Source organism: Pseudomonas sp. NY15372 (genome assembly GCF_048068215.1).
Taxonomy (GTDB): Bacteria; Pseudomonadota; Gammaproteobacteria; order Pseudomonadales; family Pseudomonadaceae; genus Aquipseudomonas; species Aquipseudomonas guariconensis_A.
Window position 1 is genome coordinate 1 of record NZ_JBLUPY010000005.1, and the last position, 23463, is coordinate 23463.

The 23463-nt window shown below is 64.6% G+C and carries 19 protein-coding genes and 2 riboswitches; of the genes, 7 read left to right on the plus strand and 12 right to left on the minus strand.

Annotated elements, in window-relative coordinates; translation table 11 throughout:
• Positions 1-335: 335 nt before the first annotated feature.
• Positions 336-1526, minus strand: coding sequence for a type II secretion system F family protein (locus ACNFG0_RS05580; RefSeq protein WP_196166754.1), 1191 nt, complete (start codon positions 1524-1526; stop codon positions 336-338).
• A gap of 11 nt (positions 1527-1537) precedes the next feature.
• Entirely contained in the window at positions 1538-1963 is a 426-nt protein-coding gene (gene gspG / locus ACNFG0_RS05585) for a type II secretion system major pseudopilin GspG (protein ID WP_043212360.1), read from the minus strand.
• Between the two features lie 183 nt (positions 1964-2146).
• Between gspG and ACNFG0_RS05590 the strand changes: the two genes are divergently transcribed.
• The 4 genes from ACNFG0_RS05590 to ACNFG0_RS05605 all read left to right on the plus strand — a co-directional run bounded on the left by ACNFG0_RS05590 (position 2147) and on the right by ACNFG0_RS05605 (position 7492).
• Positions 2147-2755, plus strand: coding sequence for a lytic transglycosylase domain-containing protein (locus tag ACNFG0_RS05590; protein WP_196155723.1), 609 nt, complete (start codon positions 2147-2149; stop codon positions 2753-2755).
• Positions 2756-2859: 104 nt separating this feature from the next.
• Complete coding sequence (locus ACNFG0_RS05595) at positions 2860-4314, plus strand: sensor histidine kinase (RefSeq protein WP_416764209.1); 1455 nt, start codon at positions 2860-2862, stop codon at positions 4312-4314.
• Positions 4315-4605: 291 nt separating this feature from the next.
• Positions 4606-6099, plus strand: coding sequence for a sensor histidine kinase (locus ACNFG0_RS05600; protein ID WP_416764210.1), 1494 nt, complete (start codon positions 4606-4608; stop codon positions 6097-6099).
• On the plus strand, positions 6068-7492 hold the full coding sequence (locus tag ACNFG0_RS05605) for a sigma-54-dependent transcriptional regulator (protein WP_416764211.1): 1425 nt from the start codon (positions 6068-6070) through the stop codon (positions 7490-7492). The genes ACNFG0_RS05600 and ACNFG0_RS05605 overlap by 32 nt, the downstream gene beginning before the upstream one ends.
• A 233-nt stretch (positions 7493-7725) precedes the next feature.
• On the opposite strand, the gene ACNFG0_RS05610 is transcribed toward ACNFG0_RS05605, so the two are convergent.
• From ACNFG0_RS05610 to ACNFG0_RS05620, 3 genes are all read right to left on the minus strand, one after another.
• Positions 7726-8043 carry a hypothetical protein gene (locus ACNFG0_RS05610; RefSeq protein ID WP_416764212.1) on the minus strand — a complete coding sequence of 106 codons (318 nt, stop codon included), beginning with the start codon at positions 8041-8043 and terminating at the stop codon, positions 7726-7728.
• A gap of 76 nt (positions 8044-8119) precedes the next feature.
• Complete coding sequence (locus ACNFG0_RS05615) at positions 8120-9472, minus strand: GntP family permease (RefSeq protein WP_196145365.1); 1353 nt, start codon at positions 9470-9472, stop codon at positions 8120-8122.
• Positions 9473-9572: 100 nt separating this feature from the next.
• A complete protein-coding gene (locus tag ACNFG0_RS05620; protein ID WP_196155727.1) occupies positions 9573-10112 on the minus strand; it encodes a gluconokinase in 540 nt (179 codons plus the stop codon).
• Positions 10113-10320: 208 nt separating this feature from the next.
• Between ACNFG0_RS05620 and ACNFG0_RS05625 the strand changes: the two genes are divergently transcribed.
• Positions 10321-11340: a LacI family DNA-binding transcriptional regulator gene (locus ACNFG0_RS05625; RefSeq protein WP_196145367.1), complete on the plus strand. Its 1020-nt coding sequence runs from the start codon at positions 10321-10323 to the stop codon at positions 11338-11340.
• A 19-nt stretch (positions 11341-11359) separates the two neighbouring features.
• Here ACNFG0_RS05625 and ACNFG0_RS05630 read toward each other — a convergent pair whose 3' ends face one another.
• The 7 genes from ACNFG0_RS05630 to ACNFG0_RS05660 all read right to left on the minus strand — a co-directional run bounded on the left by ACNFG0_RS05630 (position 11360) and on the right by ACNFG0_RS05660 (position 17895).
• Positions 11360-14677, minus strand: coding sequence for a transporter substrate-binding domain-containing protein (locus ACNFG0_RS05630; RefSeq protein ID WP_416764213.1), 3318 nt, complete (start codon positions 14675-14677; stop codon positions 11360-11362).
• A gap of 11 nt (positions 14678-14688) precedes the next feature.
• Complete coding sequence (locus tag ACNFG0_RS05635; RefSeq protein ID WP_196145369.1) at positions 14689-15303, minus strand: response regulator transcription factor; 615 nt, start codon at positions 15301-15303, stop codon at positions 14689-14691.
• 197 nt (positions 15304-15500) lie between these two features.
• Positions 15501-15767, minus strand: coding sequence for a DUF1272 domain-containing protein (locus tag ACNFG0_RS05640; RefSeq protein WP_416764214.1), 267 nt, complete (start codon positions 15765-15767; stop codon positions 15501-15503).
• A 43-nt stretch (positions 15768-15810) separates the two neighbouring features.
• Positions 15811-16563 carry a precorrin-4 C(11)-methyltransferase gene (cobM, locus tag ACNFG0_RS05645; protein ID WP_416764215.1) on the minus strand — a complete coding sequence of 251 codons (753 nt, stop codon included), beginning with the start codon at positions 16561-16563 and terminating at the stop codon, positions 15811-15813.
• A 36-nt stretch (positions 16564-16599) separates the two neighbouring features.
• Positions 16600-16992 (minus strand): cobalamin biosynthesis protein, encoded by a 393-nt coding sequence (locus ACNFG0_RS05650; RefSeq protein WP_416764323.1) that lies wholly within the window; start codon positions 16990-16992, stop codon positions 16600-16602.
• Positions 16993-17009: 17 nt separating this feature from the next.
• Entirely contained in the window at positions 17010-17699 is a 690-nt protein-coding gene (locus ACNFG0_RS05655) for a CbtA family protein (RefSeq protein ID WP_416764216.1), read from the minus strand.
• Positions 17700-17709: 10 nt separating this feature from the next.
• Positions 17710-17895 (minus strand): CbtB domain-containing protein, encoded by a 186-nt coding sequence (locus tag ACNFG0_RS05660; RefSeq protein WP_196145373.1) that lies wholly within the window; start codon positions 17893-17895, stop codon positions 17710-17712.
• A gap of 94 nt (positions 17896-17989) precedes the next feature.
• Positions 17990-18210: riboswitch (cobalamin riboswitch) on the minus strand.
• 123 nt (positions 18211-18333) lie between these two features.
• A riboswitch (cobalamin riboswitch) is annotated at positions 18334-18533 on the plus strand.
• A gap of 97 nt (positions 18534-18630) precedes the next feature.
• On the opposite strand from ACNFG0_RS05660, the gene cobW reads away from it, so the two are divergent.
• Positions 18631-19698 carry a cobalamin biosynthesis protein CobW gene (cobW, locus tag ACNFG0_RS05665; RefSeq protein WP_416764217.1) on the plus strand — a complete coding sequence of 356 codons (1068 nt, stop codon included), beginning with the start codon at positions 18631-18633 and terminating at the stop codon, positions 19696-19698.
• Positions 19699-19701: 3 nt separating this feature from the next.
• Positions 19702-23463 (plus strand): cobaltochelatase subunit CobN, encoded by a 3762-nt coding sequence (cobN, locus tag ACNFG0_RS05670; protein WP_416764218.1) that lies wholly within the window; start codon positions 19702-19704, stop codon positions 23461-23463.

The window sequence follows — 23463 nt, forward strand, 5'->3', positions numbered from 1 at the left end:
TCCCACAGGGTGTGGTTGGCGAAGTACCGGTGGGAGCCGGCTTGCCGGCGATTGGCCAGAACGGGCAACAGCATCATGAATCCTGAGCGAGCAGGGCTGGTTGAGTGCATGATGATTACCCACACCGGGATGCGATCTGGCTTTGGGTAAAGGGTTGTCTTCATCGCCGGCAAGCCGGCTCCCATAGGGTGTGGTTGGCGCTGCACCAGTGGGAGCCGGCTTGCCCACAACCATAGAATCTCCCACAGGACCTCGCAAAATCAATTAGTTGCACCTGTTCTATGAGAGCGGGCGCGCAGCGGCCGCAAACCGGGCGAACCCGGCCCTTCCTTCAATCAATGGATGCTCGACGCCAGCTCGAAGATCGGCATGTACATGAGGATCACGATCAGGCCGATCAGCAGACCGATGAAGGTCATCAGCAACGGCTCGAACAGGCGCACGAACCATTCCACCCAGCGACCGATCTCCTGGTCATGGAAGTCGGCGCAGCGTTCGAGCATCTCGCCCAGGTTGCCTGAGCGCTCGCCCGCCCGCAGCAGGCGTAGCGACACCGGCGTCACCAGTTGCCCCATCTCCAGCGCATCGGACAGCGGCAGGCCTTCGCCCACGCGTCGGCAGGCGTGCTCCAGGCCTTGTGCGGCGGCGCTGCCGAGCAGGCCACGGGCCATACCCATGGCGGTGAGGATGGGGATGCCGCCTTGCAGCAGAATCCCCAGCGAACGATAGAAGCGGGCAAGCTCATACATCACCAGGCGCTGATGCAAGGCCGGCAGGCGGCGCAACTGGTGGTTGGCCCAGCGGCGCACGGCAGGGCGGCGACGCAGCAGCGCCAAGGCGCAAAGGCCACCCAGTACCGCCGATGCCAGGGGCAACTGCTGCGCATGCAGGAACAGGCCGACCTGCATCAGGATCCGCGACAACCAGGGCAGCTCGCTGCCCATGCCCTCGAATACCAGGCTGAAGCGAGGCACCACATAGCCGAGCAGAAACAGCACCACGCCGCCGCCCACCAACAACAGCAGCAACGGATAGACCGAGGCGCCGACCAGCTTCTGCCGGACCAGGTCCAGGCGTTGTCGGTAACCGATATAACGTGCCAGGGCGTCGCCCAGCGCACCGGTGCGCTCGCTGGACTGCACCAGGGCCACATACAGGGCGGGGAACACCTTCGCCTGCTGGCCCAGCGCCTGGGACAACGAATGGCCCTCGTAGAGCTGGCGTACCAGCGCCTCGAGTACCTGGCGCGCCGAAGGGGTAGGGGCCTTCTCGGCCAGGCTCTCCAGGGCTTCGATCAACGGCAGGCCGGCGCTGAGCAAGGTGCCCAGTTCCTGGCTGAACAACACCAGGTCGAAGCTTGGCGTACGCAGCCAGGGCAGTGCGCGCAAACCGCCGCCCTGGCTGCGCAGGCTGACCACCCGCAGGCCTTGGGCCTCGGCGTGGCGCCGCGCCTGGCCGGCATCCTCGGCCTCGACCTGCAACTGGACGATGCCCTGTGGGCCTAGCGCCTTGAGGCTGTAGCGCATGGCGGCTCTCCTCATTGCCAGCTGGTGATTTCGGCATTTTCTCCGTCTCCGCCGGGCTGGCCGTCCTTGCCCATCGAGAGCAAGTCGTACTCGCCGCCGTTTTCACCGGGTTGGCGGTAGATATAGGCGCGACCCCAGGGGTCTTGGGGCACGGCCTTCTGCAGGTAGGGCCCCGACCAGCGTTGTTCGCCACTCGGAGCGGCTACCAGTGCCTGCAGGCCCTGCTCGCTGCTGGGGTAGTGGCCGACCTCCAGGCGGTACAGGTCCAGTGCCTTGCCCAGGCCTTCGATCTGCGCTCGGGCGACCTTCGCCTCCGAGCGGCCGAGCTGGCTGAAATACTTGGGCGCGACGATGCCGGCCAGAAGGCCGAGCACCACCAGGACCACCAACAGTTCGAGCAGGGTGAAGCCGCGTTGGGTGATGGATCTGCGCTGCATGGTGAAACCCTCCAGTGCGTTCGGGCAGGTTTGCCTTCGCCATGCAACAGCCGTGCACGTCTGGCTCGGGGCCTTGCGCCATGCGCCATGGCAAGCGGCACAGTGCTTGCGTTCCAGCTGGAAACCTCGGGTTTTCCGGGGCATTTCCCCCACATCGGGGGCCACGACGGGGAGGCAGCCGACATGCGTGGAATCATCCTGGGATTGGTCTGGTTGGCGGCGGGCGCCGCCCAGGCCGATATGTACATCGCCATCGATGCCAAAGGCGGCTACGTGCTGTCCAACGTGCACCGGCCAGGGCGGCACTATGAGCGAATCATCAGCGAGCCGCAGGCCCATGCCGGGCCTGTCGATGCGCAACTGATCACCGGGCGCCCCTACGCTGACCTTGTGGCCGACGCGGCGCGTACTCATGGCGTGCCGCAAGCGCTGCTGCATGCGCTGATCAAGGCCGAGTCCGGTTACAACCCCAAGGCGCGCTCACCCCAGGGCGCGGCCGGGCTCATGCAGCTAATGCCTGGCACGGCGAAGGAGATGGGGGTCAAGGATGTGCTCGACCCCGCGGCCAACCTGCAGGGCGGTGCGCGTTATCTCAAGCGCATGCTCAAGCTGTTCGACAATGATATAACCCTGGCCGTGGCCGCCTACAATGCAGGCCCGGAAGCTGTGCTCAGCCGAGGGCGGGTGGTGCCGCCGTTCGCCGAGACGCAGAAGTACGTGCCCAACGTGCTGCGTGACTACCGCCGCTTGCAGGGGCTTGCCGAAGATGCACCGCTCTACAGCGGGTGGTGAACCGGGGCTTGCGGCGTTTTGCCGGGAATCTGTTCGGCGAGCGGCGGGCGAACCCCCAACTCTGGGCTATAACCTTCAAAGGTGCCCAGCCGTTGGAGTCCGCCATGGACCTCGCCCCACGTTCCGACACACTCGAAGTGCCCGCAGGTGGTGATGGCGGTAAGGTCCATAAGCCTTTCGACCTATTGCGCTGGTATGCCTGGGTCAGCCTGGCGATCATCGTCTCGGTGGCCGTGGGCCTGGGGTTGATTTCCAGCCGTTTCATCATCAACGAGAGCGTCGAGCGCGATGCGCTGCTCACCGCCCAGTTCATCCAGGCCATCGCCGACGCTGAAGTGCGCCACGTGTCCATCCCCAATGTGCGCACCATGGGCGAACTGCTCGACTCGCGCATGGACCTGGCCATGCCCGATGTCGACCCGGATGCACGGCGGCGCGCCCGCGGCGAATTCCTCGACCATATCGCCCACCTGCCGGACGTGCTGTTGGCTAATATCTACGCGCCGGACCGCACCGTGATCTGGTCGAGCAACCCGGCGTTGATCGGCAAGATGATCGAGTCCGACGACGACCTGGAGCGCGCCTTCGAATACCGGATGCAGGTTTCGGCCAGCTATCACGATTTCGACGACGCCCGCAGTGAACAGAAGTTCGTGACCCCGCCCAAGCAATTGTTCATCGAGAACTACATCCCGCTGTTCGACGCCGATGGCCAGCGGGTCGCGGCCATGGTCGAGATCTACAAGGAGCCCCATGACCTGATCGTGCGCATCGAGCACGGCCTGCTGCTGATCTGGCTGGCCATCGCCATCGGCGCGAGCCTGGTCTACCTGGGCCTGTATGGCATCATGCGGCGCGCCGCCCGGGTGATGGCGGTGCAGCAGAAGCGGCTGATCAGCAACGAGACCTTCGTGGCGCTGGGCGAGATGTCCTCGGCAGTTGCGCACAGCCTGCGCAACCCGCTGGCCAGTATCCGTTCAAGCGCCGAACTGGCCCAGGCGTTCGATGAAGGGCCGGCGCAGAAGAACATCAACGACATCATCAGCCAGGTCGATCGCATGTCCCAGTGGGTGCGTCAGCTGCTGCAATCGCTGCGCCCGCTCAACGACGACGCGATCCCCGTGGACCTGCCGCAAACGCTCCAAGACAGTCTGCAAGCTTTCGCCGTGCCGCTGGCGCGCTGTGGGGTGAGCCTGGACCTCAAGCCCTTGCCAGCATTCCAGGTGCTGGGCCATCCGGTGTTGCTGGGGCAAATCTTCAACAGCCTGATCGCCAATGCCTTGGAGTCGATGGAGCAGGGTGGCCAACTGCGTGTGGAGGTGGTGCGCCAGGACCGACGTAGCCTGACCTTGAGGGTCTCGGACACCGGCCGGGGCATGAGCGAACAACAACAGCGCATGGCCTTCCGGCCGTTCTTCACCACTAAGCAAGGCGGGCTCGGGGTGGGGCTGGTGCTGGTCAAACGGATCATGGAGCGCTTCGGTGGCTCGGTCCGGCTGAGCAGCCGGGAGGGGGAGGGTACGAGTGTTTCCTTGAGCTTCCGGTTGGTCAGAAATTAAAGCCAAATATCAAGTTATGCCTATAAATCATTGTTATTAGTAGTTTTTTGTTGAATGGGTGAGAAATACCCCCAATTGTGGGGTCTGAGTTTCGAAACTAGATTAGATTATTTAAATAACTAACTGATTTTACTCAGTATTTTTCTTTCAGATTAGATTGGCCGGTTTCTTGCTGCGCCCTTTGGCAATAGACAGTGGCGGCAGCGAAATAGGCAAAGTGCTATCACCTTGCTACTCACGGTAGCGATGCCTTGCTTCCCCCCGATGGCATCTCAGAGCGGGAACCCCACCATGCATACGCTGGATCATGATGCTCCCGACAAGACGTCACCCACTTCGAGCGGGCTGGCCGCGCCGCTGCGTGAGTTCAACCTGCTGCGCTGGTTCTCGGTGATCAGCCTGTTGGTGATCACGGCGGTAGCCGGTGGGCTGGGTTACTTCTCCACCCGCTTCGTGGTACGCGACAGCGTCGAGCGTGACGCCATGCTCACCGCCCAGTTCATCCAGGCCATGGCCCAGGCCGAGGTCCGTCATTCGCAATTGCCGCCAGGCACCACCATGGGCGAGCTGCTCGACCCGCGGCTGGACGAGCAGCACTTGCAGATCGCGCCGGCGCTGGTCAAGTCGACTCGAGTGGAATTCCTCGACCATGTCGAGCACCTGCCCGACACGTTGCTGGCCAATGTCTATGCCCACGATCGCACCATCGTCTGGTCGACCAACCCGCAGTTGCTAGGCAAGCGCATCGCCGAGGACGATGACCTGGACCACGCCTTCCATTCGCGCAAGGCGGTGTCGGCCAGTTACCACAAGGCCGATGAGGACCGCGAGGAGCAAAAATTCGAACGTGAGCCGCAGTACCTGTTCATCGAGAACTACATCCCATTGTTCGACAGCCAGGGCGAGCAGGTGTTGTCTATGGTGGAGATCTACAAGGAGCCCCAGGACCTGGTGCGGCGCATCCAGCGCGGCTACGTGCTGATCTGGGTGTCGACCTTGCTGGGTGGGGCGCTGGTCTATTTTGGCCTATTCTGGATCGTGCGCCGCGCCGCCGGCATGCTCCACCACCAGCAGGACCGCCTGGTGGCCAGCGAGACGTATGTCGCGCTCGGCGAGATGTCTTCGGCAGTGGCCCATAGCCTGCGCAACCCATTGGCCAATATCCGCTCCAGTGCCGAGCTGGCCCAGGAAATCGCCAGCGAGCCGGCGCGCAAGAACATCGCCGACATCATCAGCCAGGTCGACCGCATGTCGCGCTGGGTGCGTGATCTGTTGGTGTCGTTGCGCCCGACCAGTGACGAGGCCGAGGCGGTGGACCTGGTGGCGGCGATCGAGGACACCCGGCTGGCCTTCCTGCAACAGATCGAACGTAACGGCGTGCAGTTCAGCTTCGAAGGGCCAACCCAGCTTTGGGTGGCCAGCCAGTCGCTGCAGTTGACCCAGATCCTCAACAGCCTGTTCGCCAATGCCCTGGAGGCCATGCCCAAGGGCGGCCTGCTGTGCGCGGAGGTCAGCAACCTGGAGGGGCAGCAGGTGAAGCTGGTGCTCAGCGATACCGGCAAGGGCATGAGCCAGCAACAGGAGCGGATGGTGTTCAAACCGTTCTTCACCACCAAGCAGGGTGGCCTCGGTGTGGGCCTGGCCCTGGTCAAGCGCATCATGGAACGCTTTGGCGGCTCGGTCAGCCTTCGCAGCCGCGAAGAGGAAGGAACCCGCGTCAGCCTTGTCTTCAATATCGCAGCGGGAGGGGACCATGGGGCCCAGCATTCTGGTGGTCGAGGATGACGAAATCCTCGCTGACAACATACGCACGTACTTAGGCCTGAAGGGCTTCGAGGTCACGGTTTGCCATAGCGCCGAGCAGGCGCTCGAGCAGGTCAGGCAGGGCCAGCCCGATGCGGTGCTGACCGACAACTCGTTGCCGGGCATGAGCGGCCACGACCTGCTGCGCAACCTGGTGGCTCAGGCGCCGGACCTGAAGGTGATCATGATGACCGGCTACGGCAATGTGGAAGACGCTGTGCTGGCGATGAAGGAGGGCGCCTTTCACTACCTGACCAAGCCTGTGGTGCTGGCCGAACTCAAGCTGATGCTGGACAAGGCGCTGGCCGCAGAACGGATGGAGCGCACCCTGTCGTTCTACCAGGAGCGCGAGGCGCAGAAATCCGGGTTACAGGCGTTGATCGGCGAGTCGCCGGTGATGCAGAGCCTCAAGCACACCCTGCGCCAGTTGCTCGATGCCGAGCGGCGCATGACCAGCGACGACCTGCCGCCGGTACTGGTCGAGGGCGAGACGGGCACCGGCAAGGAACTGGTGGCCCGGGCGCTGCATTTCGATGGCGCGCGCAGCAAGGGCCCGTTCATTGAATTCAATTGTGCTTCGATCCCTGCCAACCTGCTGGAGGCCGAACTGTTCGGCCATGAAAAAGGCGCGTTCACCGACGCCAAGGAGCGTCGGGTGGGGCTGGTCGAGGCGGCCGACGGGGGCACCTTGTTCCTCGATGAGATCGGTGAAATGGACCTGGTGCTCCAGGCCAAGCTGCTCAAGCTCCTCGAAGACCGCAGCATTCGTCGCATCGGTGCGGTGAAGGAGCGCAAGGTCGACCTGCGGGTGATCAGTGCTACCAACTGCAACCTTGAGCAGATGGTGCAACAAGGCAAATTCCGTCGTGACCTGTTCTTCCGCTTGCGTATCATTGCCCTAAAAGTGCCGCGGCTGTATGCCCGTGGGCAGGATATCCTGCTGCTGGCCCGGCACTTCCTGGCCCATCACGGCCGCCGTTATGGCAAGCCCAACCTGCGCTTCAGTGCCGAGGCCGAGGCCTTGATGCTCGGCTACAGCTGGCCGGGCAACGTACGCGAGCTGCGCAACATGCTCGAGCAGACCGTGCTGCTGGCGCCCAGCGAAGTGATCGCGGCCCACCAGCTGAACTTGTGCATGACGTTGGTCGACGAACCCATGGCCCAGCCCATGCCTGTGGCATTCGAACCGCCACGCCAGGAGCCCGAGCCTGGCACCAGCCTGCCGGACATGGAGCGCGACCTGGTGTGCAAGACCCTGGATCGGACCGATTGGAATGTCACCAAGTCGGCGCGGTTGCTGGGGTTGTCGCGGGACATGCTGCGTTATCGGATCGAGAAGCTGGGCCTGACCCGGCCTGACAAGCGTCAGTGGTGAGGTTTGGCACACGCTCAAGGGGCCGCAAAAGATTACCCAGCGCTGAACCCCTGTGGGAGACCACCCAGCCCTTGCGCCCGGCCCAATCGCGGGATAAGCCCGCTCAAGAAACCCGCCATTGGCAAGGTTTTGCGTGATCCTGGAGCGGCCTTGTGCCGCGATGGGCTGCACAGCAGCCCCAAAGAAATGCCCCAAATAGCTTAACCGGTTCCCACAAGCGGGCACTGTTCGCCTCAAGGCTGGCCGCTGTCGCCGCCGCGCGTCCCGCTGCCATCGCCATGCCCGCGCATCCCTTCCGATCCGCCACCGTCCATCCCCGGCAGGTCGCGGTTGTCGTTCTGTTCGGCGGGCGGGCTGTCCGGGTCATTGCCCTGGATGCGCGGGTCGGTATCCCGTGGCATGGGTTTTTCGATCGGGTTGAGCGTGCTGTCGACGCCGGGCTGCGGCGCGGGCGAGTGCGGGTCGTCCGGGTGGGTCGGCCCGGTGCCCGCCGCCACGGCCAGGGGAGAGGCCAGCAGAACGGCGAGCAGGCAGGTGCGGTGCAGTTTCATGGGTGGCTCCTTGCAAATGACCTGTACCGGATTGGGCTACGGGCCCGCAGCAAGGTGCCACCACCACGATGAACGGTCAGACCACCATCGACAGCAGCATGATGAAGATGATGCCTACCACCGAAAGAATGGTTTCCATCATGCTCCAGGTCTTGAACGTCTCGGCCACGGTCATGTTGAAGTACTGCTTGACCAGCCAGAAACCAGCGTCGTTGACGTGGGACAGGATCAGCGACCCCGCGCCGGTGGCGAGCACCAGCAGCTCACGGTTCACACCGGGAACCAGGTCCACCACCGGAGCGACGATGCCCGCGCCGGTAATGGTTGCCACGGTGGCCGAACCCGTGGCGATACGGATTACCGCCGCCACCAGCCAGGCCAGCAGGATCGGCGAGATTTCGGCCTGTACCGCCATCTGCCCGATCACGTTGCCGACACCCGTGTCCACCAGCATCTGCTTGAAGCCCCCGCCAGCACCGACGATCAGCACGATGGCGGCGGTGGGCGCCAGGCTCTGGTCGAGCATCTTCATGATCTGCTGGCGCGAGAAGCCGCGAGCAGAGCCGAAGGTGTAGAACGCCAGCAGCAGGGCGGCGAGCAGGGCGGTGATCGGGTGGCCGATCAGGTCCATCCACTGGCGCACGATATGTTCGGCCGGCAGCACCACGTCGGCGAAGGTCTTGAGCAGCATCAGCGCCACTGGCAGCAACACAGTGAGCAGGGTGATGCCGAAGCTTGGCAGGTTTTGCTGGTTGGTCTCGCGGGCGATCTGGTCCATCAGTTCCTGAGACGGGTTGCCCGGGATGTAGCGGGAGATGAAGTTACCGAACAGCGGGCCGGCGATCACGGCGGTCGGCAGCGCCACCAGCAGACCGTAGAAGATGGTCTTGCCGATGTCGGCATGGAAGATGCCAATCGCCAACAGCGGGCCCGGGTGCGGCGGTACCAGCCCATGGACCACGGAAAGGCCGGCCAGCAGCGGGATGCCGATCTTCACCAGAGAGACCCCAGAGCGGCGGGCGACGATGAACACCAGCGGGATGAGCAGCACGAAGCCGATCTCGAAGAACAGCGGAATGCCCACCAGGAAGGCGGCGAACATCATGGCCCAGTGCACCTTCTGCTTGCCGAAGGCGCGGATCAGGGTCTGGGCGATCTGGTCGGCGCCGCCGGAGTCGGCCATCAGCTTGCCAAGCATGGTGCCCAGCGCCAGCACGATGCCGACGAAGCCGAGCACGCCGCCGAAGCCGTCCTGGAACGACTTCATGACCTTGGCCACCGGCATGCCGGAGGTCAGGCCGAGAAAGCCTGCGGCGAGGGTCAGGGCGACGAAGGGGTGGACCTTGAAATGAGTGATCAGCAGGATGAGCCCGACGATGGTCACCAGGGCGTCGAGTAGCAGGAAGGTATCAGTAGCCAATCCGAACATAATTGATATGCCTCGATCTTATCGTTGTTTTGGCGAAACGTTCGACACGCTCAGGTGTCGGGACAGCGCTGTCTTTGGTGAGCCGGAAAAACCGCTGGCGTCAGGCGGTTCGCGCCAGCCTCCGGTCACCGCAGGGCTTTAGCCAGGTATCTACGGCGTGAGCCAGGGTCTCGATGGGCTGGGTGGCGTCCAGCGTCAGGGTCAGCGGTTCGCCATGGGGCGGCTCGAGGGCGGCGAACTGGCTGTCGATCAGGCTGGCCGGCATGAAATGACCGGGGCGGGCGAGCACGCGCTTCTCGGCTTCGGCCGGGGTCAGTTCCAGGAACACGAAGCCAAGGCCTGGCACGGCTTGACGCAGGGTTTCGCGGTAGCGGCGCTTGAGCGCAGAGCAGGTGAGGATGGGGCGTTCGCCGGCCTGGAGCGTGGCTTGCAGTTCCTGGCCAAGGCGGACGAGCCAACCGGCACGGTCATCGTCATCCAGAGGAATGCCGGCGCTCATCTTGCGAATGTTCTCGGCAGGGTGAAAGGCATCGCCTTCTATCAGGCGACCGCCGCTGGTGCTGGCAATGGCCGACCCGATGCAGCTCTTGCCGCAGCCAGCCACACCCATCACCACTATTGCAGACAGGGGAAAGTTCATCAGTACCTCCTGCGGGGTGAGATAGCGCTGTCTCGCTGATGGCGAAACGCAGTTGCAAGCGCCACCCTCCCGGGTGTTATTGGTCTTGTCTTCACGCAGTATGGACGCTGGGCACATAGCCGCTAAAGTTTTACGTTGCCTGTGTCCTGAGACAGCGCTACCTTAGTGGCCGTTCCCTTTTCTGGCAAGTAGTAAAATTACAACCCCCATGTCCCGCACAGGCTCGCGTACCACCGGTCGCCCCACCCTGGCAGAAGTCGCCAGGCTCTCCGGCGTTTCCCCCATCACCGCTTCGCGCGCCTTGCGCGGCGTCAGCACCGTGGCCCCGGAGCTGGTCGAGAAGGTCATGGTCGCCGCTGCCAGCCTTGGCTACGTGGCCAACCCGGCCGCCCGGGCGCTGGCGTCGGCGCGCAGCCAATCGGTGGTGGTGCTGATCCCGTCCCTGTCCAACCAGTTGTTCATCGATACCCTCGAAGCGATCCACGAGGTGATGCGCCCGCGCGGGCTGGAAGTGCTGATCGGCAACTATCACTACGACATCGCCGAGGAAGAAAACCTCATCCGCAATTACCTGGCCTATCAGCCCTGCGGCATGTTGCTCACGGGCTTTGAGCGCAGCGACGCGGCGCGACAGATGCTGGCGGCCAGCGGCGTGCCATGCGTGCACATGATGGAGCTGGGCGGCGAGGCGGGTCAGCTGTCGGTGGGGTTCTCCCAGCAGCAGGCCGGGCGTGCAGCGGCACACCACCTGATCGAGCGAGGCCGGCGGCGTCTGGCGTTCATCGCAGCCCAGCTCGACCCGCGTGTGATGCAACGTGCCGAAGGTTTTCGCCAGGCCTTGGCTGAAGCCGGCCTGCACGCGCCGGAGCTGGAGCTGCTGGCACCGCAGCCTTCGTCCATCGGCCTTGGCAGCGAGCTGTTCAGCCGCCTGCTTGCGCAGTCACCCGATGTCGATGGCGTTTTCTTCTGTAACGACGACCTGGCTCAGGGGGCGGTACTGCAGGCGTTGCGCCAAGGGATTCAGGTACCGCACCAGGTGGCGATGGTCGGCTTCAACGACCTGCCGGCCTCGGCGCACATGGTGCCGCGCCTGACCTCCATCCGCACGCCGCGGGCAGCTGTCGGCCGCGGTGCGGCCCAGGCGTTGCTGGCCCTGCTCGACGGCAAGCGCGTGGCGACCGAACAGCAGGACCTAGGGTTCGAACTGATGGTTCGCGAAAGCTCCTGAGGCCCGGCAAGCCGAGGGGTCAAGCCGGCCCATCGAGCCTGGCGAGACTTTCTCGCAGTTCCCCCAGCAGGGTCTCCAGGCTGGCCTCGAGGCGGCGCAACGCGGCCCCGGTTGGCTGGCCGTGGGCGACGGCGTGCTCGACCGCTTCGCAATCGCCTACCACACCACGCACCTTGAGCATCTTGGCACCGCCTTTGATACGGTGGGCCAGGGCGTGGGTCGCTTTGTCCCCAGGCGGGTCGCCCAGGGCCCGCAGCGCGGCGAGGTCTTCGCTGGCGCTATGGGCAAGCTGGTCCAGCAGGCGGCGAATGAGCGTCTCGTCGTCCTGGGTCAGGTGACGCAGCTCATTGAGATTGAAGCCGGTGGCCGGGGCGTCGACCGGGCTGGGCGCGGCAGGTGCTGCTGGCTCGACGCTCGCCAGCGGCTGCGGCCTCGCCTGGGGCAGGTGGGCCTTGAGCGCCTGCAAGCCGATAGGCTTGAACAGGCAATCATCCATCCCGCTGGCCAGGCATCGAGCCTTCTCCTCGGCCTGGGCATTGGCCGTGATGCCAATAATCCGACAAGGCGGTAGGTTGCGCTCGCGTTCCAGGGCACGGATCCGTCGGGTCAGCTCGTGGCCATCCATCACCGGCATACTGCAGTCGGTCAACACCACGTCGAAACTACCGGCCTCCCACAGCGCCAAGGCTGCCGCACCCTGTTCGGCCTGGATGACCCGATGCCCCAGGGTGGCCAACTGTTTGTCCAGCAGCAGGAGGTTGGCCGGATAGTCATCGACCACCAGCACATTCAGCGGCTTGCTCGCCTGTGATAGGGCGGCTTCGGGGCGTTCGTGCCGAAGCAGTGGCGTGGCAGGCGGCAAGGCAAGTTCCACTTCGATCCGGGTGCCCATGCCCTCCACGCTGTGCAGCTGTAACTGGCCACCCATGAGCTCGGCCAGGGTGCGGCTGATCACCAGCCCCAGGCCTGCGCCCTGGCGGGCCTGAGGCCCGTTTACCTGGGCGAAGGTATTGAATAGCCTCGCCTGGTCCTCAGGGCTTATGCCGATTCCCGTGTCCTGCACGGCCAATGCAACGCGAACCGTTGCGCTGGACGCATCAGGAGTAAGCCTCAGGCTGACCTTCACGCTGCCGTGGTCGGTGAACTTGATGGCATTGCTGATCAGGTTGGAAAGAATCTGCTTCAGGCGCACCGGGTCGGCTTGCAGCCAGGCCGGCGCCTGTGGCAGTTCGGCGTCCAGGAGCAGGCCTTTGATGCGAGCATTGCCTTCGAACACCCGCAGGGTCGAGCGGACCAGCTCCACCAGGTCCGTGGGCGCCGGTTGCAGGGTCAGGTGGCCGGATTCGATGCGCGAAATGTCGAGGATATCGCCGATCAGCTCAAGCAGGCCCACCGCCGAGCCGTGTGCGGTTTGTAGCGCCTGTGTGTCGCTGCGGCCGTGTCGGCTGTCTTCCAGCGCCAGCTCGAGCAGGCCTATCACGGCGTTCATGGGGGTGCGGATTTCGTGACTCATGATCGCCAGGAAGGTGCTCTTGGCCTGGCTGGCCTGTTCGGCGTCGTCTTTGGCTTGGCGCAGTTGTTCCAGCAAGCTCCGGCTCAGGGCCAGCTGGGCCTGCAGGGCACGTTCGGCTTCGGTGCGCTGGTGTATGAGCTTGCGCAGGTAGGTGTTCCAGAACACCACGCCGGCCAGCAGCAGGACCGCCAGCGCGACGATTTGCAATACCAGGGTGCGGTAGTTGCGCCACGGGCTGTCGCTGACCACGGTGGTGGTGCGCCAGCGGTTGACCACCTGGTCCAGTTCCTCGGGCGGTATGCTCAAAAGCGTCTTGTTCAGGATCGATTGCAACAGTGACTGGTTGGGCGCCACCGCGAAGGCCGCCACCGCCGGTTCGTCACTCTGTAGGCCGGCGATGCGCAGGGTGTTCTTGAACACATGGGTAATGTAATAGCTGGCGTTGATGTGCGAGCTGAGCGCGACATCCGCATTGTCATTGGCTACTGCTTCCATCAGCTCGAGGTGGGTATTCACCTCCACCAGACGTGCGCCGGGATACTTCTGCCGCAGCGCCTCCCGCTGAGGGGAGCCGCGCAGCAGTGCGACCCGTCGCCCGTCCAGCGCGGTGGGGCCGCCGGCCCAGTATGCATCGCTGCGGGTAACCAGGACCCTCGGGCTCACCAGGTAAGGGCGGGTATAGCGCAGGCGCGCCGCCCGTTCGGGGCCATAGCCCAGGGCGCCGATCATCTCGGCGTTGCCCTCGGCCACCTCGTCGACCATTTCCTGGATCGAGTCGCGTTCGACGATTTCGAAGCGCAGGCCGGTCAACAGGCGGATCTGCTTGAGCAGGTCGATCGTGATACCGCTGGGGTGATGTGCAGCATCATTGAAGGTCAGGGGGGCGAGCGAACTGTTTACCAGTACGCGGATTTTCGGGGTTCGCTTGATCCACTCCTGCTCTTCGTCGGTCAGGGCGCCGGTGTGGTTTTTCAATAGCAGGCTGGTGTTGCCGGTGCTCCAGCGGCGCAGTATGTCCAGCCGTTCACTGTCGCTGATCCGGGAGAGGGCGCTATCGACCAGGCGCTGCAGGCGTGGGTTGTCGCGAGCCAGGGCAAAGGCGAATACGTCCGTTGCCAGCGGGCTGAAATGGTCGATCTTCACCAGTCCCTGCAAGCTCTTGCCAACCAGGTAGTCCGTGCTGATGGCATCGCCCAGGTAGGCATCCGCCTCGCCCAGTGCCACGGCCGAGAGCCCTGCCAGGGTCGAGCGATACAGGCGTAGCTGCGCCTGGGGGTATTGCTCGCGGACCTTGGCTTGCGGCAGGTAGTGATCAACCATCGCTAGGCGCAAGCCGGCCAGGTCCTTGGCGTGCAGGGCGAGCATCCGGTCTTGCCGGCTGACGATCACCGGTAGATCATCGGCATAAGGTTGGCTGAGCACCATTTGCGCATCGGCGGCCTCGAACGCATTCGAGCTTCCCAGTAGGTCGATGCTGCCTGCACGGAGCGCGTCGATGGCCGCCTGGCGATCTGGGAAGCGCCGGACTTCGATCTCCACGCCCAATTGCTTGGCGATCAGGCCGGCATAGTCGGCGCTGATCCCTTCGTAATCGGTGAAACTGGTGTTGATTTCGAACGGGGGGTAGTCCGGCTTCGAACTACCGAGCACCAGGGTCTTGCGCCGCTCCAGCCATTGCCGGTCGATCGGGTCCATCGGCAAGGGTGGCGCGACGCTCAATGACCGCGCCAGCAGGTGGCGAGCCTCGCTATCCGTGCTCGCTGCTGGCGAAGTGGTGGCTATCAGGCACAAGCCCAGCCAAAGAGCCCCTAGCACGCTTTTCATGCAGAGCGTGTTCAAGCGACCTGGTTGCGCTTGGCCAGATCAACCATCTCGACCAGCGATTCGGTCTTGAGCTTGTCCATGATGCGACCCCGGTAGGTGCTGATGGTCTTGGCGCTGAGGTTCATGGACTCGCCGATGTACTTGTTGTTCTCCCCGCGGCTGAGGCGACGCAGCACTTCCATCTCACGGTTCGAAAGGCTCCCCAGGCGCTCGCATTCGCTCTCCAGCGAACTGCTGTTGACCGACATCTGTGGAAAGGTCGAGTAACCCTTGACCAGCGCCTTCAACGCGAACACCAGGGCGTCCAGGTCTTCATCTTTGTTGACGAACGCGGCGATCCCGGCATCAAGACAGCGACGTACATAAAGGTCGGCAGGTTGACCGGTGAGTACCATGATCTTCGGCGGAGACTCAAGCAATTGCAGTCGCTTGATCACTTCCATGCCGTCAAGGCCAGGTAGGCCGATGTCGAGTATCGCCACGTCGGGGCGGAGCAAGCGGGCCTGCTGCACGGCATCGATACCGTCTCCTGATTCACCGATGACGCGAAAACGTTCACGTTCGAGCAACATGCGTACTGCGAGTCGAACGGTTGGATGGTCGTCAACCATCAGAACGGTTGTCATTGGATAACTCCTGTAGGAATGTGGTCCGTTTCCTGAAATCCCGCAGGAATACCCTCTGGGACCTGCGCGGCAGCGCGCAAGATACGTTTATTCGGGGGGTATAGTAATGGGAGGCGTAGGGTCGTTGAATAAACTAAGAGGATTTGTTGAAAAGTCCTACAAGCGGTATGGCAATGATACAGGCTGGACAGTCAGGGTCAATTCGCGTCCCTATTCACCGGTTCGGGGCAACGGGAATGGGACTTTATGACGCGTTGGCGTGAGGCTGGGTTGTTCAGCAGGGCGTTTCCGACACGTGTTGGCCGAGGCACCAGCTGGCCGCCGCAATTCGGGCAACGTCCCTGGAAATGCTGCTCGTCGCATGCCCGGCAGAAGGTGCATTCGAACGAGCAGATCCGTGCGTCCGGGCTGTCGCCTGGCAGGTCGCTGTCGCAGCATTCGCAATTGGGGCGCAGTTCGAGCATCTGTGTAACCTCATGTCGTTTTTTGTAGGAATGATCTTGGACTTTAGCCCAACGGGCGATAGAGGTGAGCATGCCCGGCCCGGTACAAAGCCGACTCGGCGAAGGGGGTGTCGCCCAGTACATGACCCACCAGGATCAGGGCCGTGCGCCGGAAACCTTTGGCTGCCGTGAGCGCGACGATATCCTGCAAGGTGCCACGCACCCAGTCCTGGTCCGGCCAGGTGGCGCGGTGTACCACGGCAATCGGGCAATCCGGGCCGTAGTGGGGTAGCAGCTCGGCAACGATGCGTTCAAGGTGCTTGACGCCCAGGTGGATCGCCAGCGTACTGCGGTGCCGGGCGAGGTCAGCCAATTGCTCGCCTGCGGGCATGGGCGAGCTGTCCCCGTAGCGGGTGAGAATCACTGTCTGCGCCAGCTCCGGTAAGGTCAGCTCGCAGCCGAGCAGGGCTGCGCTGGCCGCAGCGGCCGTGACGCCCGGAATGACCTGGTAATCGATGCCCAGCTCGCGCAGGTGGCGGATCTGCTCGCCGATAGCCCCGTACAAGCTCGGGTCGCCACTGTGCACGCGAGCTACGTCCTGGCCTTTATCATGCGCGTTGCGCATGGCTGCGACGATCTGGTCGAGGTTCAACTCGGCGCTGTTGATCACCGTATGAGCACTATGGCCTTGCAGGACGGCCGCAGGCACCAGGGAGCCGGCATAGATGATCACAGGGCATTGGCGGATCAGGCGCTGGCCCTTGATCGTGATCAATTCCGGATCGCCGGGGCCGGCACCGATGAAAAAGACCGTCATGGGAAATCCTTGCAGAAAGGCAATTGAGAATAGTGATTATCGGCTGCACGCCAAGGCAACGGTAGCGCGGTCGCCCGTCTGGCGTGGCACCAGCAGCCTGGGCGGCCCTTGTCTCTGTGCGGCCAGCGCCAATGCTGCGCTTTCGGCGACCCCCCAGCAGCCACTGTGGTTGAACGCGGCGCGTGAGCGGTGGCTGAGCAACGGTTCGAAGGCGTGCAATTGCGCAGACGGAAACAGCGTCAGGGTGACCCCGAGGCGACTGGCCAGTTCCTGCAACCCGGCTTCGCCGGCCTTCAGGTCGATGCTGGCGATCCCTTGCAGTTGGGCCAGTTGCAGGCCATGGGCAGACAGTGTGTCGCGCAGGAGCTGTTCGAGGAGGTCAGCCGGGCAGCCTTTGCGGCACCCAAAGCCGGCGTAGAACGCCGGCAACAGGGTAGCGCGCGTCATCAGGCCTGGCTGGCGCGACGATAGAGCCAGGCGCTGAGCAGGCCGAGGGCGAGCCAGAAGGCCGCATTGGTCAACCAGGAGGCAAGCTTGAACTGGGCTTCCAGGGCTTCGGGGGCCAAGCTCTCGTGAACGGTTGGTTGAGGGGCTCCTACCAGATGGGGAACGGTCAGCAAGGCCACGCCGAGCACCTTGAACAGCCAATGCCGGGCAAACACCGCCAGCGCCAGGCCCGCGGCCGTGGCAGCCGCCGTACCGGCCCACCAGGCCTGGCGTTGGCCTAGGTCGGCCGCGACAGTGCCGGGCAGTTCCGGGGGTAGCCCGAGGGTCGGCGCCAAGCAGAACACCGCAAAGCCGGCCAGGCCCCACAGTGCCCCGGTGGCTACCCGCCCTGGCTCGCGCAGGCTATACAGCGCTGCAAGTATCAAGGCGAAACCGACGGCCACCACCAGATTGCCGCCGGTGGTGGACAGCACGCGTTGCCAGCCGTCTTCCGGGGCCCAGGCTTCGGCGTCATGGGTATGTGCGACCGTGCCATCCCCATGGGCGTGGTGCTCGGCGCTCGGGGCGCTGCTTTCAAAGGTTTCCGCCTGGAGAATCAGCGGCGTGACCCAAAGACTCTGCAACAGGGTAAGCAACAGGGCGGCGAGCAGCCCGCTGAAGCCGGCGGTACGGGCAATGCGCTTGATCATGCAGGCGTACTCAGTGGCAGGGGAAGGCGGCGCTGTGGCGGGTATCGTGGGCGGCGTTGTGCACGGCCTCGATGTGCGAGAAGCCAGCGAAGTACACCAGGCACAAGCCCAGCAGGCTGGCTCCGATGGCGAGGATCACGCGCTGGCTGAGGCTGACAGGCGTGGCGATGCTGTGTTTGGCACTGGTGACGGACATGACGCGTTCCTCTGCTTTTTTATGGGCGGCGGGCACAGGCGTCACGCCTGGGCAAGGCTTGCCCAGGGCATACGACAGCACCCGCCCACCGCGGGGTGTTCATTCGACGTCAGGCCGGTCTCCGGGCTGGCGAGGAGGAGGCAGGCTCCCTGGATCGCGTCACCTTCCCATGCCATACGACGCGGCACAGTGGTCAAGACGCGCACTCGCTTACCGTTGCGGGGGCAGCACCGGCCTTGTCCGGCCCCTTGGGGCCTGCGACGCACCGGTTTCCCGTTTCACCCCCGAAGGGGCACCTGAACGCAAGGTGCAAGCAAAGCATGCGGCCGATTTCCCGTCAATTGGCGGGTGAGGCGTGAGCGGGCATGGAGGGAGACGGTCCTGATGTCGGTGGCACATGAATACTGCGCTGATGGTTGACCGCCTACCCACCACTGCGTAGCCTTGCCGCTTCGAGGTTCTGCGGCGTTGGCCGCAGCTAAGACGGGAACGCGGTCCAAGCCGCGGCTGCCCCCGCAACTGTAGGCACTGAACAGGATCGACACAGCCACTGCGTCCAGGCGCGGGAAGGCGTCGTTCCACCGGCCCCGGCCGGTACGGTGCAAGCCAGGAGACCTGCCTCGCGACGTTTTCGACTTTCAACCGGGCGGGGTGATCCGGTGGCGAACGAGCCCGGCCAGCAGGCCCGCGGCTTTCGTCCTGCATGCCCGCGCCATCTGCCTAGGGCATCGCGACATGAAAACATTGGCCAAGCTCCCCGTCACCATCGTCACCGGCTTCCTCGGCTCGGGCAAGACCACCTTGCTCCGGCACATGCTCGACAACGCCCAGGGCCGGCGCATCGCGGTCATCGTCAACGAGTTCGGCGAGCTGGGTATCGATGGCGAAATTCTCAAGCAATGCAGCATCGGTTGCACCGAGGAGGAGGCCAGCGGCCGTGTCTACGAACTGGCCAACGGCTGCCTGTGCTGCACCGTGCAGGAAGAATTCTTCCCGGTTATGCGCGAGCTGGTGGCACGTCGCGCTGACCTGGACCACATCCTCATCGAAACCAGCGGCCTGGCCTTGCCCAAACCACTGGTACAAGCCTTCCAGTGGCCGGAAATCCGCAACGCCTGCACCGTCGACGCGGTGATCACCGTGGTCGACAGCCCGGCGGTGGCCGCCGGTACCTTCGCGGCTTATCCCGACCAGGTGGATGCCCAGCGCAGGCTCGACCCAAACCTGGACCATGAGTCCCCCTTGCACGAGCTTTTCGCCGACCAGCTGGCCAGCGCCGACCTGGTGGTGCTCAACAAAGCCGACCTGATCGATGCCGCAGGCTTGGCCAAGGTCCGCGCCGAGGTGCTCGAGGAACTGCCGCCGGCGGTCAAGGTGATCGAGGCCAGCAGCGGTCGTCTGCCGCTTGAGGTGCTGCTTGGGGTGGGTGCCGAGGCCGAGGCGCACATCGACGGTCGCCGCACCCACCATGACGCCCATCACGACGGCGACGACCACGACGACCACGATCACGATGCCTTCGACTCCATTTCCATCGACCTGCCGGAGGCGGACGAGAGCTTGTTGCTCGATGCACTGACCCAACTGGTGGTGGAATTTGGCATCCTGCGCGCCAAGGGCTTCGCCGCCATCCCTGGCAAGCCCATGCGCTTGCTGATCCAGGGCGTCGGCACCCGCTTCGACAAACACTTCGACCGTGCATGGCGCGCCGATGAACCGCGCATCACCCGCCTGGTACTGATCGGCCAGGAACTGGACGCCGCGCACCTGGAAGCACGCCTGCGCCAGGCCCTGGGCGCCTGACCCATGCACCTGCTGCGGACCCAGCCCGGCGGCTTCGTGCCGGACGACAGCATCGCCGACCTCGGCCAGACGCCTGCCGAGCTGGTAATCCTCTGCAGCGGCGACTCGCACCTGGCGCTGCTCGCCGAAACCGCCGAGCAATTGCCGGAGGATTTCCCTAGCCTGCGCCTGGCCAACCCTATGCAGGTGCAGAACCACGCCTCGGTCGATCTTTATGTAGACCAGGTGCTGCGCCACGCGAAGGTGATCCTGGTATCGCTGCATGGCGGAGTCGGCTATTGGCGCTATGGTGTGGAGCAACTGGTGGCGCTGGCCGCCCGTGGCGTGCAGCTGATCCTGGTGCCCGGGGACGACCGCCCGGACCCTGAACTGACCGGCCTGGGCACGGTGACCGGCGCACAGGCTGAACGCCTGTGGCATTACCTGCGCCAGGGGGGCAAGGCCAATGCCCTGAACCTGTTCAACTGCCTGGCGAGCCTCTGGCTGGAGCGTGATTACCCCTGGGAAGAGCCGCACTCCTTGCCCCGCACCAGCGTCTATCACCCCGGCAAGCCCCGCGCGACCCTCCAGGATTGGTACGCCCAGTGGCACCCCGAGCGACCTGTGGCGCCGGTGCTGTTCTATCGCTCGCACCTGCAGGCGGCCAATACCTCGTTCATCGATGTGTTCTGCCAGCGCCTGCAGGCCGCGGGGCTCAACCCGCTACCAATCGCCGTGGCCAGCCTCAAGGAGGCAGCCTGCCTGGCACAAGTCGAGGCCTGGCTGGACGAGGCCGGGGCCGAAGTGGTGATCAATACCACCGGTTTTGCCCTGTCCAGCCCGGAGCAGCCCAATCTGCGTCCCCTGCGGCGTGACATCCCGGTGCTCCAGGCGATCTGCGCCCAGGACAATCAGCCGGCCTGGGAGGACAGCGAACAGGGCTTGGGCGCCCGCGACCTGGCCATGCATATCGTCTTGCCGGAGCTGGATGGACGCATCATCACCCGGCCGGTCAGCTTCAAGGATCTGGCCTGGCGCAGCGAACGCAGCCAGTCGGACGTGGTCTGCTACCGCGCCCACCCCGAGCGCATGGACTTCGTCGCCGAACTGGCACGTCGCTGGGTAATGTTGGCGCGCCTGCCCAATGCGCAGAAGCGGGTGGCTCTGGTGCTGGCCAACTACCCGACGCGCGATGGGCGCATAGGCAACGGCGTTGGCCTGGACACCCCCGGTGCCGCGCTGAATATCCTCCAGGCCCTGCAAGGGCAGGGCTACCCGGTAACCGACCTCCCGCAAAGCGGCACCCTCTTGATCCACCAGTTGCTGGGTGGCGTGACCAACGACCTGGACCACCTCGACCAGCGCCCCTGTGCCCAGAGCCTGAGCCTGGCCGACTACCAGCAGGCCTTTGCCTCGCTGCCGCAGGCGAACCAGCAGGCAGTGCTGGAGCGGTGGGGCCCGCCGGAACAGGACCCGATGTTCCGCAGCGGCCGGATGATGATCGCCGGCCTGCGCTATGGCCTGACCTTCGTCGGCATCCAGCCCGCCCGCGGCTACCAAGTTGACCCCAGCGCGGTCTACCACGACCCGGACTTGGTACCGCCGCATGGCTACCTGGCGTTCCACTTCTGGCTGCGCAACGGCTATGCCGCCGACGCAGTGATCCATGTCGGCAAGCACGGCAACCTTGAATGGCTGCCCGGCAAGGGCGTCGGCTTGTCTGCCGAGTGCTGGCCGGACGCGTTGCTCGGCCCGCTGCCGAACATCTATCCGTTCATCGTCAACGACCCGGGTGAGGGCGCCCAGGCCAAGCGCCGGACCCAGGCGGTGATCATCGACCACCTCATGCCGCCGCTGACCCGCGCCGAAACCTACGGGCCGCTGCGCCACCTGGAGCGTCTGGCCGACGAATACTACGAGGCGCAGTTGCTCGACCCGCGCCGGGCTCGCGAACTGCAGCGAGATATTCTCGAGCTGGTCAAGGCCAACCATATCGACCGTGAACTTCAGCTCGAGGGGCAACTGGACGATGCCGCGCTGTGGTTGCCACGGTTGGATACCTACCTGTGCGACTTGAAGGAGTCGCAGATCCGCGATGGCCTGCACGTGTTCGGGCTGTCGCCGCGAGGGCGTTTGCGCCGCGACACCCTGCTGGCCCTGCTACGTGTCGAGCGGGGCGACGGCAAAGGCGCGAATGCAAGCCTTGTCCGCGCTCTGGCCAAGGCCATGGCCCTGGGTTTCGACCCGTTGGACTGTGACCTCGGTCAACCGTGGCAAGGCCCGCGGCCGCAACGTTTGCAAGTGCTCGATGATGCGATCTGGCGCACCTATGGCGATACCCGCGAGCGCCTCGAGCTCTTGGCCCTGGCACTGATCGAGCAGGCCTTGGCGGGCCAGTTGCAATTACCCGACGAACCCGCCTGGCAACCGGTCGCGACAGTGCTCCAGGCCTTGGTCGACACGCTGGCGCCGACACTGGACGGCTGCGGCGCCGCGGAAATCGACGGCCTGCTGGCCGCGTTGGCCGGGCGCTTCGTTCCAGCAGGCCCGAGCGGCGCGCCCAGCCGCGGGCGCCTGGACGTTCTGCCCACGGGCCGCAATTTCTATACCGTCGACGTACGCAACCTGCCCACCACCACCGCCTGGCGCCTGGGTTTCGCTTCGGCCAACCTGATCCTCGAGCGCCACCTGCAGGATCATGGCGACCACCTGCGCCAGCTCGGCCTGTCGGTATGGGGCACCGCGACCATGCGCACCGGCGGCGACGATATCGCCCAAGCCATGGCCTTGATGGGCGTGCGCCCAGTCTGGGCCGCCGGCAGCCAGCGGGTCGACGATTTCGAAATCCTGCCCTTGAGCCTGCTCGATCGCCCGCGCGTGGACGTGACCCTACGCGTATCGGGTTTTTTCCGCGACGCCTTCGGCAACCTGATCCGCCTGTTCGACGCCGCCGTGCAGGCGGTGGCAGCCTTGGACGAGCCTGAAGACCTCAACCCCCTGGCCGCCCGCGTGCGACGCGAACGCGAGGCGTTGCTGGCCGAAGGCGTCGACCCCGAGCAGGCAGCGCGCCAGGCTGGCTGGCGGGTGTTCGGCGCCAAGCCCGGCAGCTACGGTGCCGGCGTGCAGAACGCCATCGATGGTCGGCTCTGGCATACCCGCGACGACCTGGCCGAGGTCTACCTCAATCATGGCGGCTACGCCTATGGCGCCGCCGACGAGGGCACCCCGGCCCGAGCTGAGTTCGCCCGGCGCTTGGGCCACGTGCAGGCGGTGCTGCACAACCAGGACAACCACGAACACGATCTGCTCGATTCCAACGACTACTACCAGTTCCAAGGCGGCATGCTCGCTGCCTCCGAAACCCTGGCCGGCAGAACCCTGGCCAGCTACCACGGCGACCACAGCCAAGCCGACCGCCCGCGCATCCGGACCCTCAAGGAAGAACTGAACCGGGTGATCCGCGCTCGAGCCTTGAACCCCAAGTGGATCGACGGCGCCAAGCGCCACGGCTACAAAGGTGCCTTCGAACTGGCGGCGACGGTCGACAACCTATTCGCCTTCGACGCCACCACACACCTGATCGACGATCACCATTACCAATCCCTGGCCGATGCCTATGTGCTCGACCCGGCGACCCGTGACTTCATGCGCGAGCACAACCCCGAGGCCCTGCGCGACCTCACCGAGCGCTTGCTCGAAGCCCAGCAGCGCGGCTTGTGGGCGGCGCCGGGCGACTATCGCCAAGCGCTCGAGGAACAACTGCTCGATGGCGAGGAACAAGCCTGA

What these genes read in the sequence shown, in the direction of transcription:
- ACNFG0_RS05580 (WP_196166754.1), bottom strand. Translation starts at nt 1,526, where the DNA reads ATGCGCTACAGCCTCAAGGCGCTAGGCCCACAGGGCATCGTCCAGTTG.
- gspG (WP_043212360.1), bottom strand. Translation starts at nt 1,963, where the DNA reads ATGCAGCGCAGATCCATCACCCAACGCGGCTTCACCCTGCTCGAACTG.
- ACNFG0_RS05590 (WP_196155723.1), top strand. Translation starts at nt 2,147, where the DNA reads ATGCGTGGAATCATCCTGGGATTGGTCTGGTTGGCGGCGGGCGCCGCC.
- ACNFG0_RS05595 (WP_416764209.1), top strand. Translation starts at nt 2,860, where the DNA reads ATGGACCTCGCCCCACGTTCCGACACACTCGAAGTGCCCGCAGGTGGT.
- ACNFG0_RS05600 (WP_416764210.1), top strand. Translation starts at nt 4,606, where the DNA reads ATGCATACGCTGGATCATGATGCTCCCGACAAGACGTCACCCACTTCG.
- ACNFG0_RS05605 (WP_416764211.1), top strand. Translation starts at nt 6,068, where the DNA reads ATGGGGCCCAGCATTCTGGTGGTCGAGGATGACGAAATCCTCGCTGAC.
- ACNFG0_RS05610 (WP_416764212.1), bottom strand. Translation starts at nt 8,043, where the DNA reads ATGAAACTGCACCGCACCTGCCTGCTCGCCGTTCTGCTGGCCTCTCCC.
- ACNFG0_RS05615 (WP_196145365.1), bottom strand. Translation starts at nt 9,472, where the DNA reads ATGTTCGGATTGGCTACTGATACCTTCCTGCTACTCGACGCCCTGGTG.
- ACNFG0_RS05620 (WP_196155727.1), bottom strand. Translation starts at nt 10,112, where the DNA reads ATGAACTTTCCCCTGTCTGCAATAGTGGTGATGGGTGTGGCTGGCTGC.
- ACNFG0_RS05625 (WP_196145367.1), top strand. Translation starts at nt 10,321, where the DNA reads ATGTCCCGCACAGGCTCGCGTACCACCGGTCGCCCCACCCTGGCAGAA.
- ACNFG0_RS05630 (WP_416764213.1), bottom strand. Translation starts at nt 14,677, where the DNA reads ATGAAAAGCGTGCTAGGGGCTCTTTGGCTGGGCTTGTGCCTGATAGCC.
- ACNFG0_RS05635 (WP_196145369.1), bottom strand. Translation starts at nt 15,303, where the DNA reads ATGACAACCGTTCTGATGGTTGACGACCATCCAACCGTTCGACTCGCA.
- ACNFG0_RS05640 (WP_416764214.1), bottom strand. Translation starts at nt 15,767, where the DNA reads ATGCTCGAACTGCGCCCCAATTGCGAATGCTGCGACAGCGACCTGCCA.
- cobM (WP_416764215.1), bottom strand. Translation starts at nt 16,563, where the DNA reads ATGACGGTCTTTTTCATCGGTGCCGGCCCCGGCGATCCGGAATTGATC.
- ACNFG0_RS05655 (WP_416764216.1), bottom strand. Translation starts at nt 17,699, where the DNA reads ATGATCAAGCGCATTGCCCGTACCGCCGGCTTCAGCGGGCTGCTCGCC.
- ACNFG0_RS05660 (WP_196145373.1), bottom strand. Translation starts at nt 17,895, where the DNA reads ATGTCCGTCACCAGTGCCAAACACAGCATCGCCACGCCTGTCAGCCTC.
- cobW (WP_416764217.1), top strand. Translation starts at nt 18,631, where the DNA reads ATGAAAACATTGGCCAAGCTCCCCGTCACCATCGTCACCGGCTTCCTC.
- cobN (WP_416764218.1), top strand. Translation starts at nt 19,702, where the DNA reads ATGCACCTGCTGCGGACCCAGCCCGGCGGCTTCGTGCCGGACGACAGC.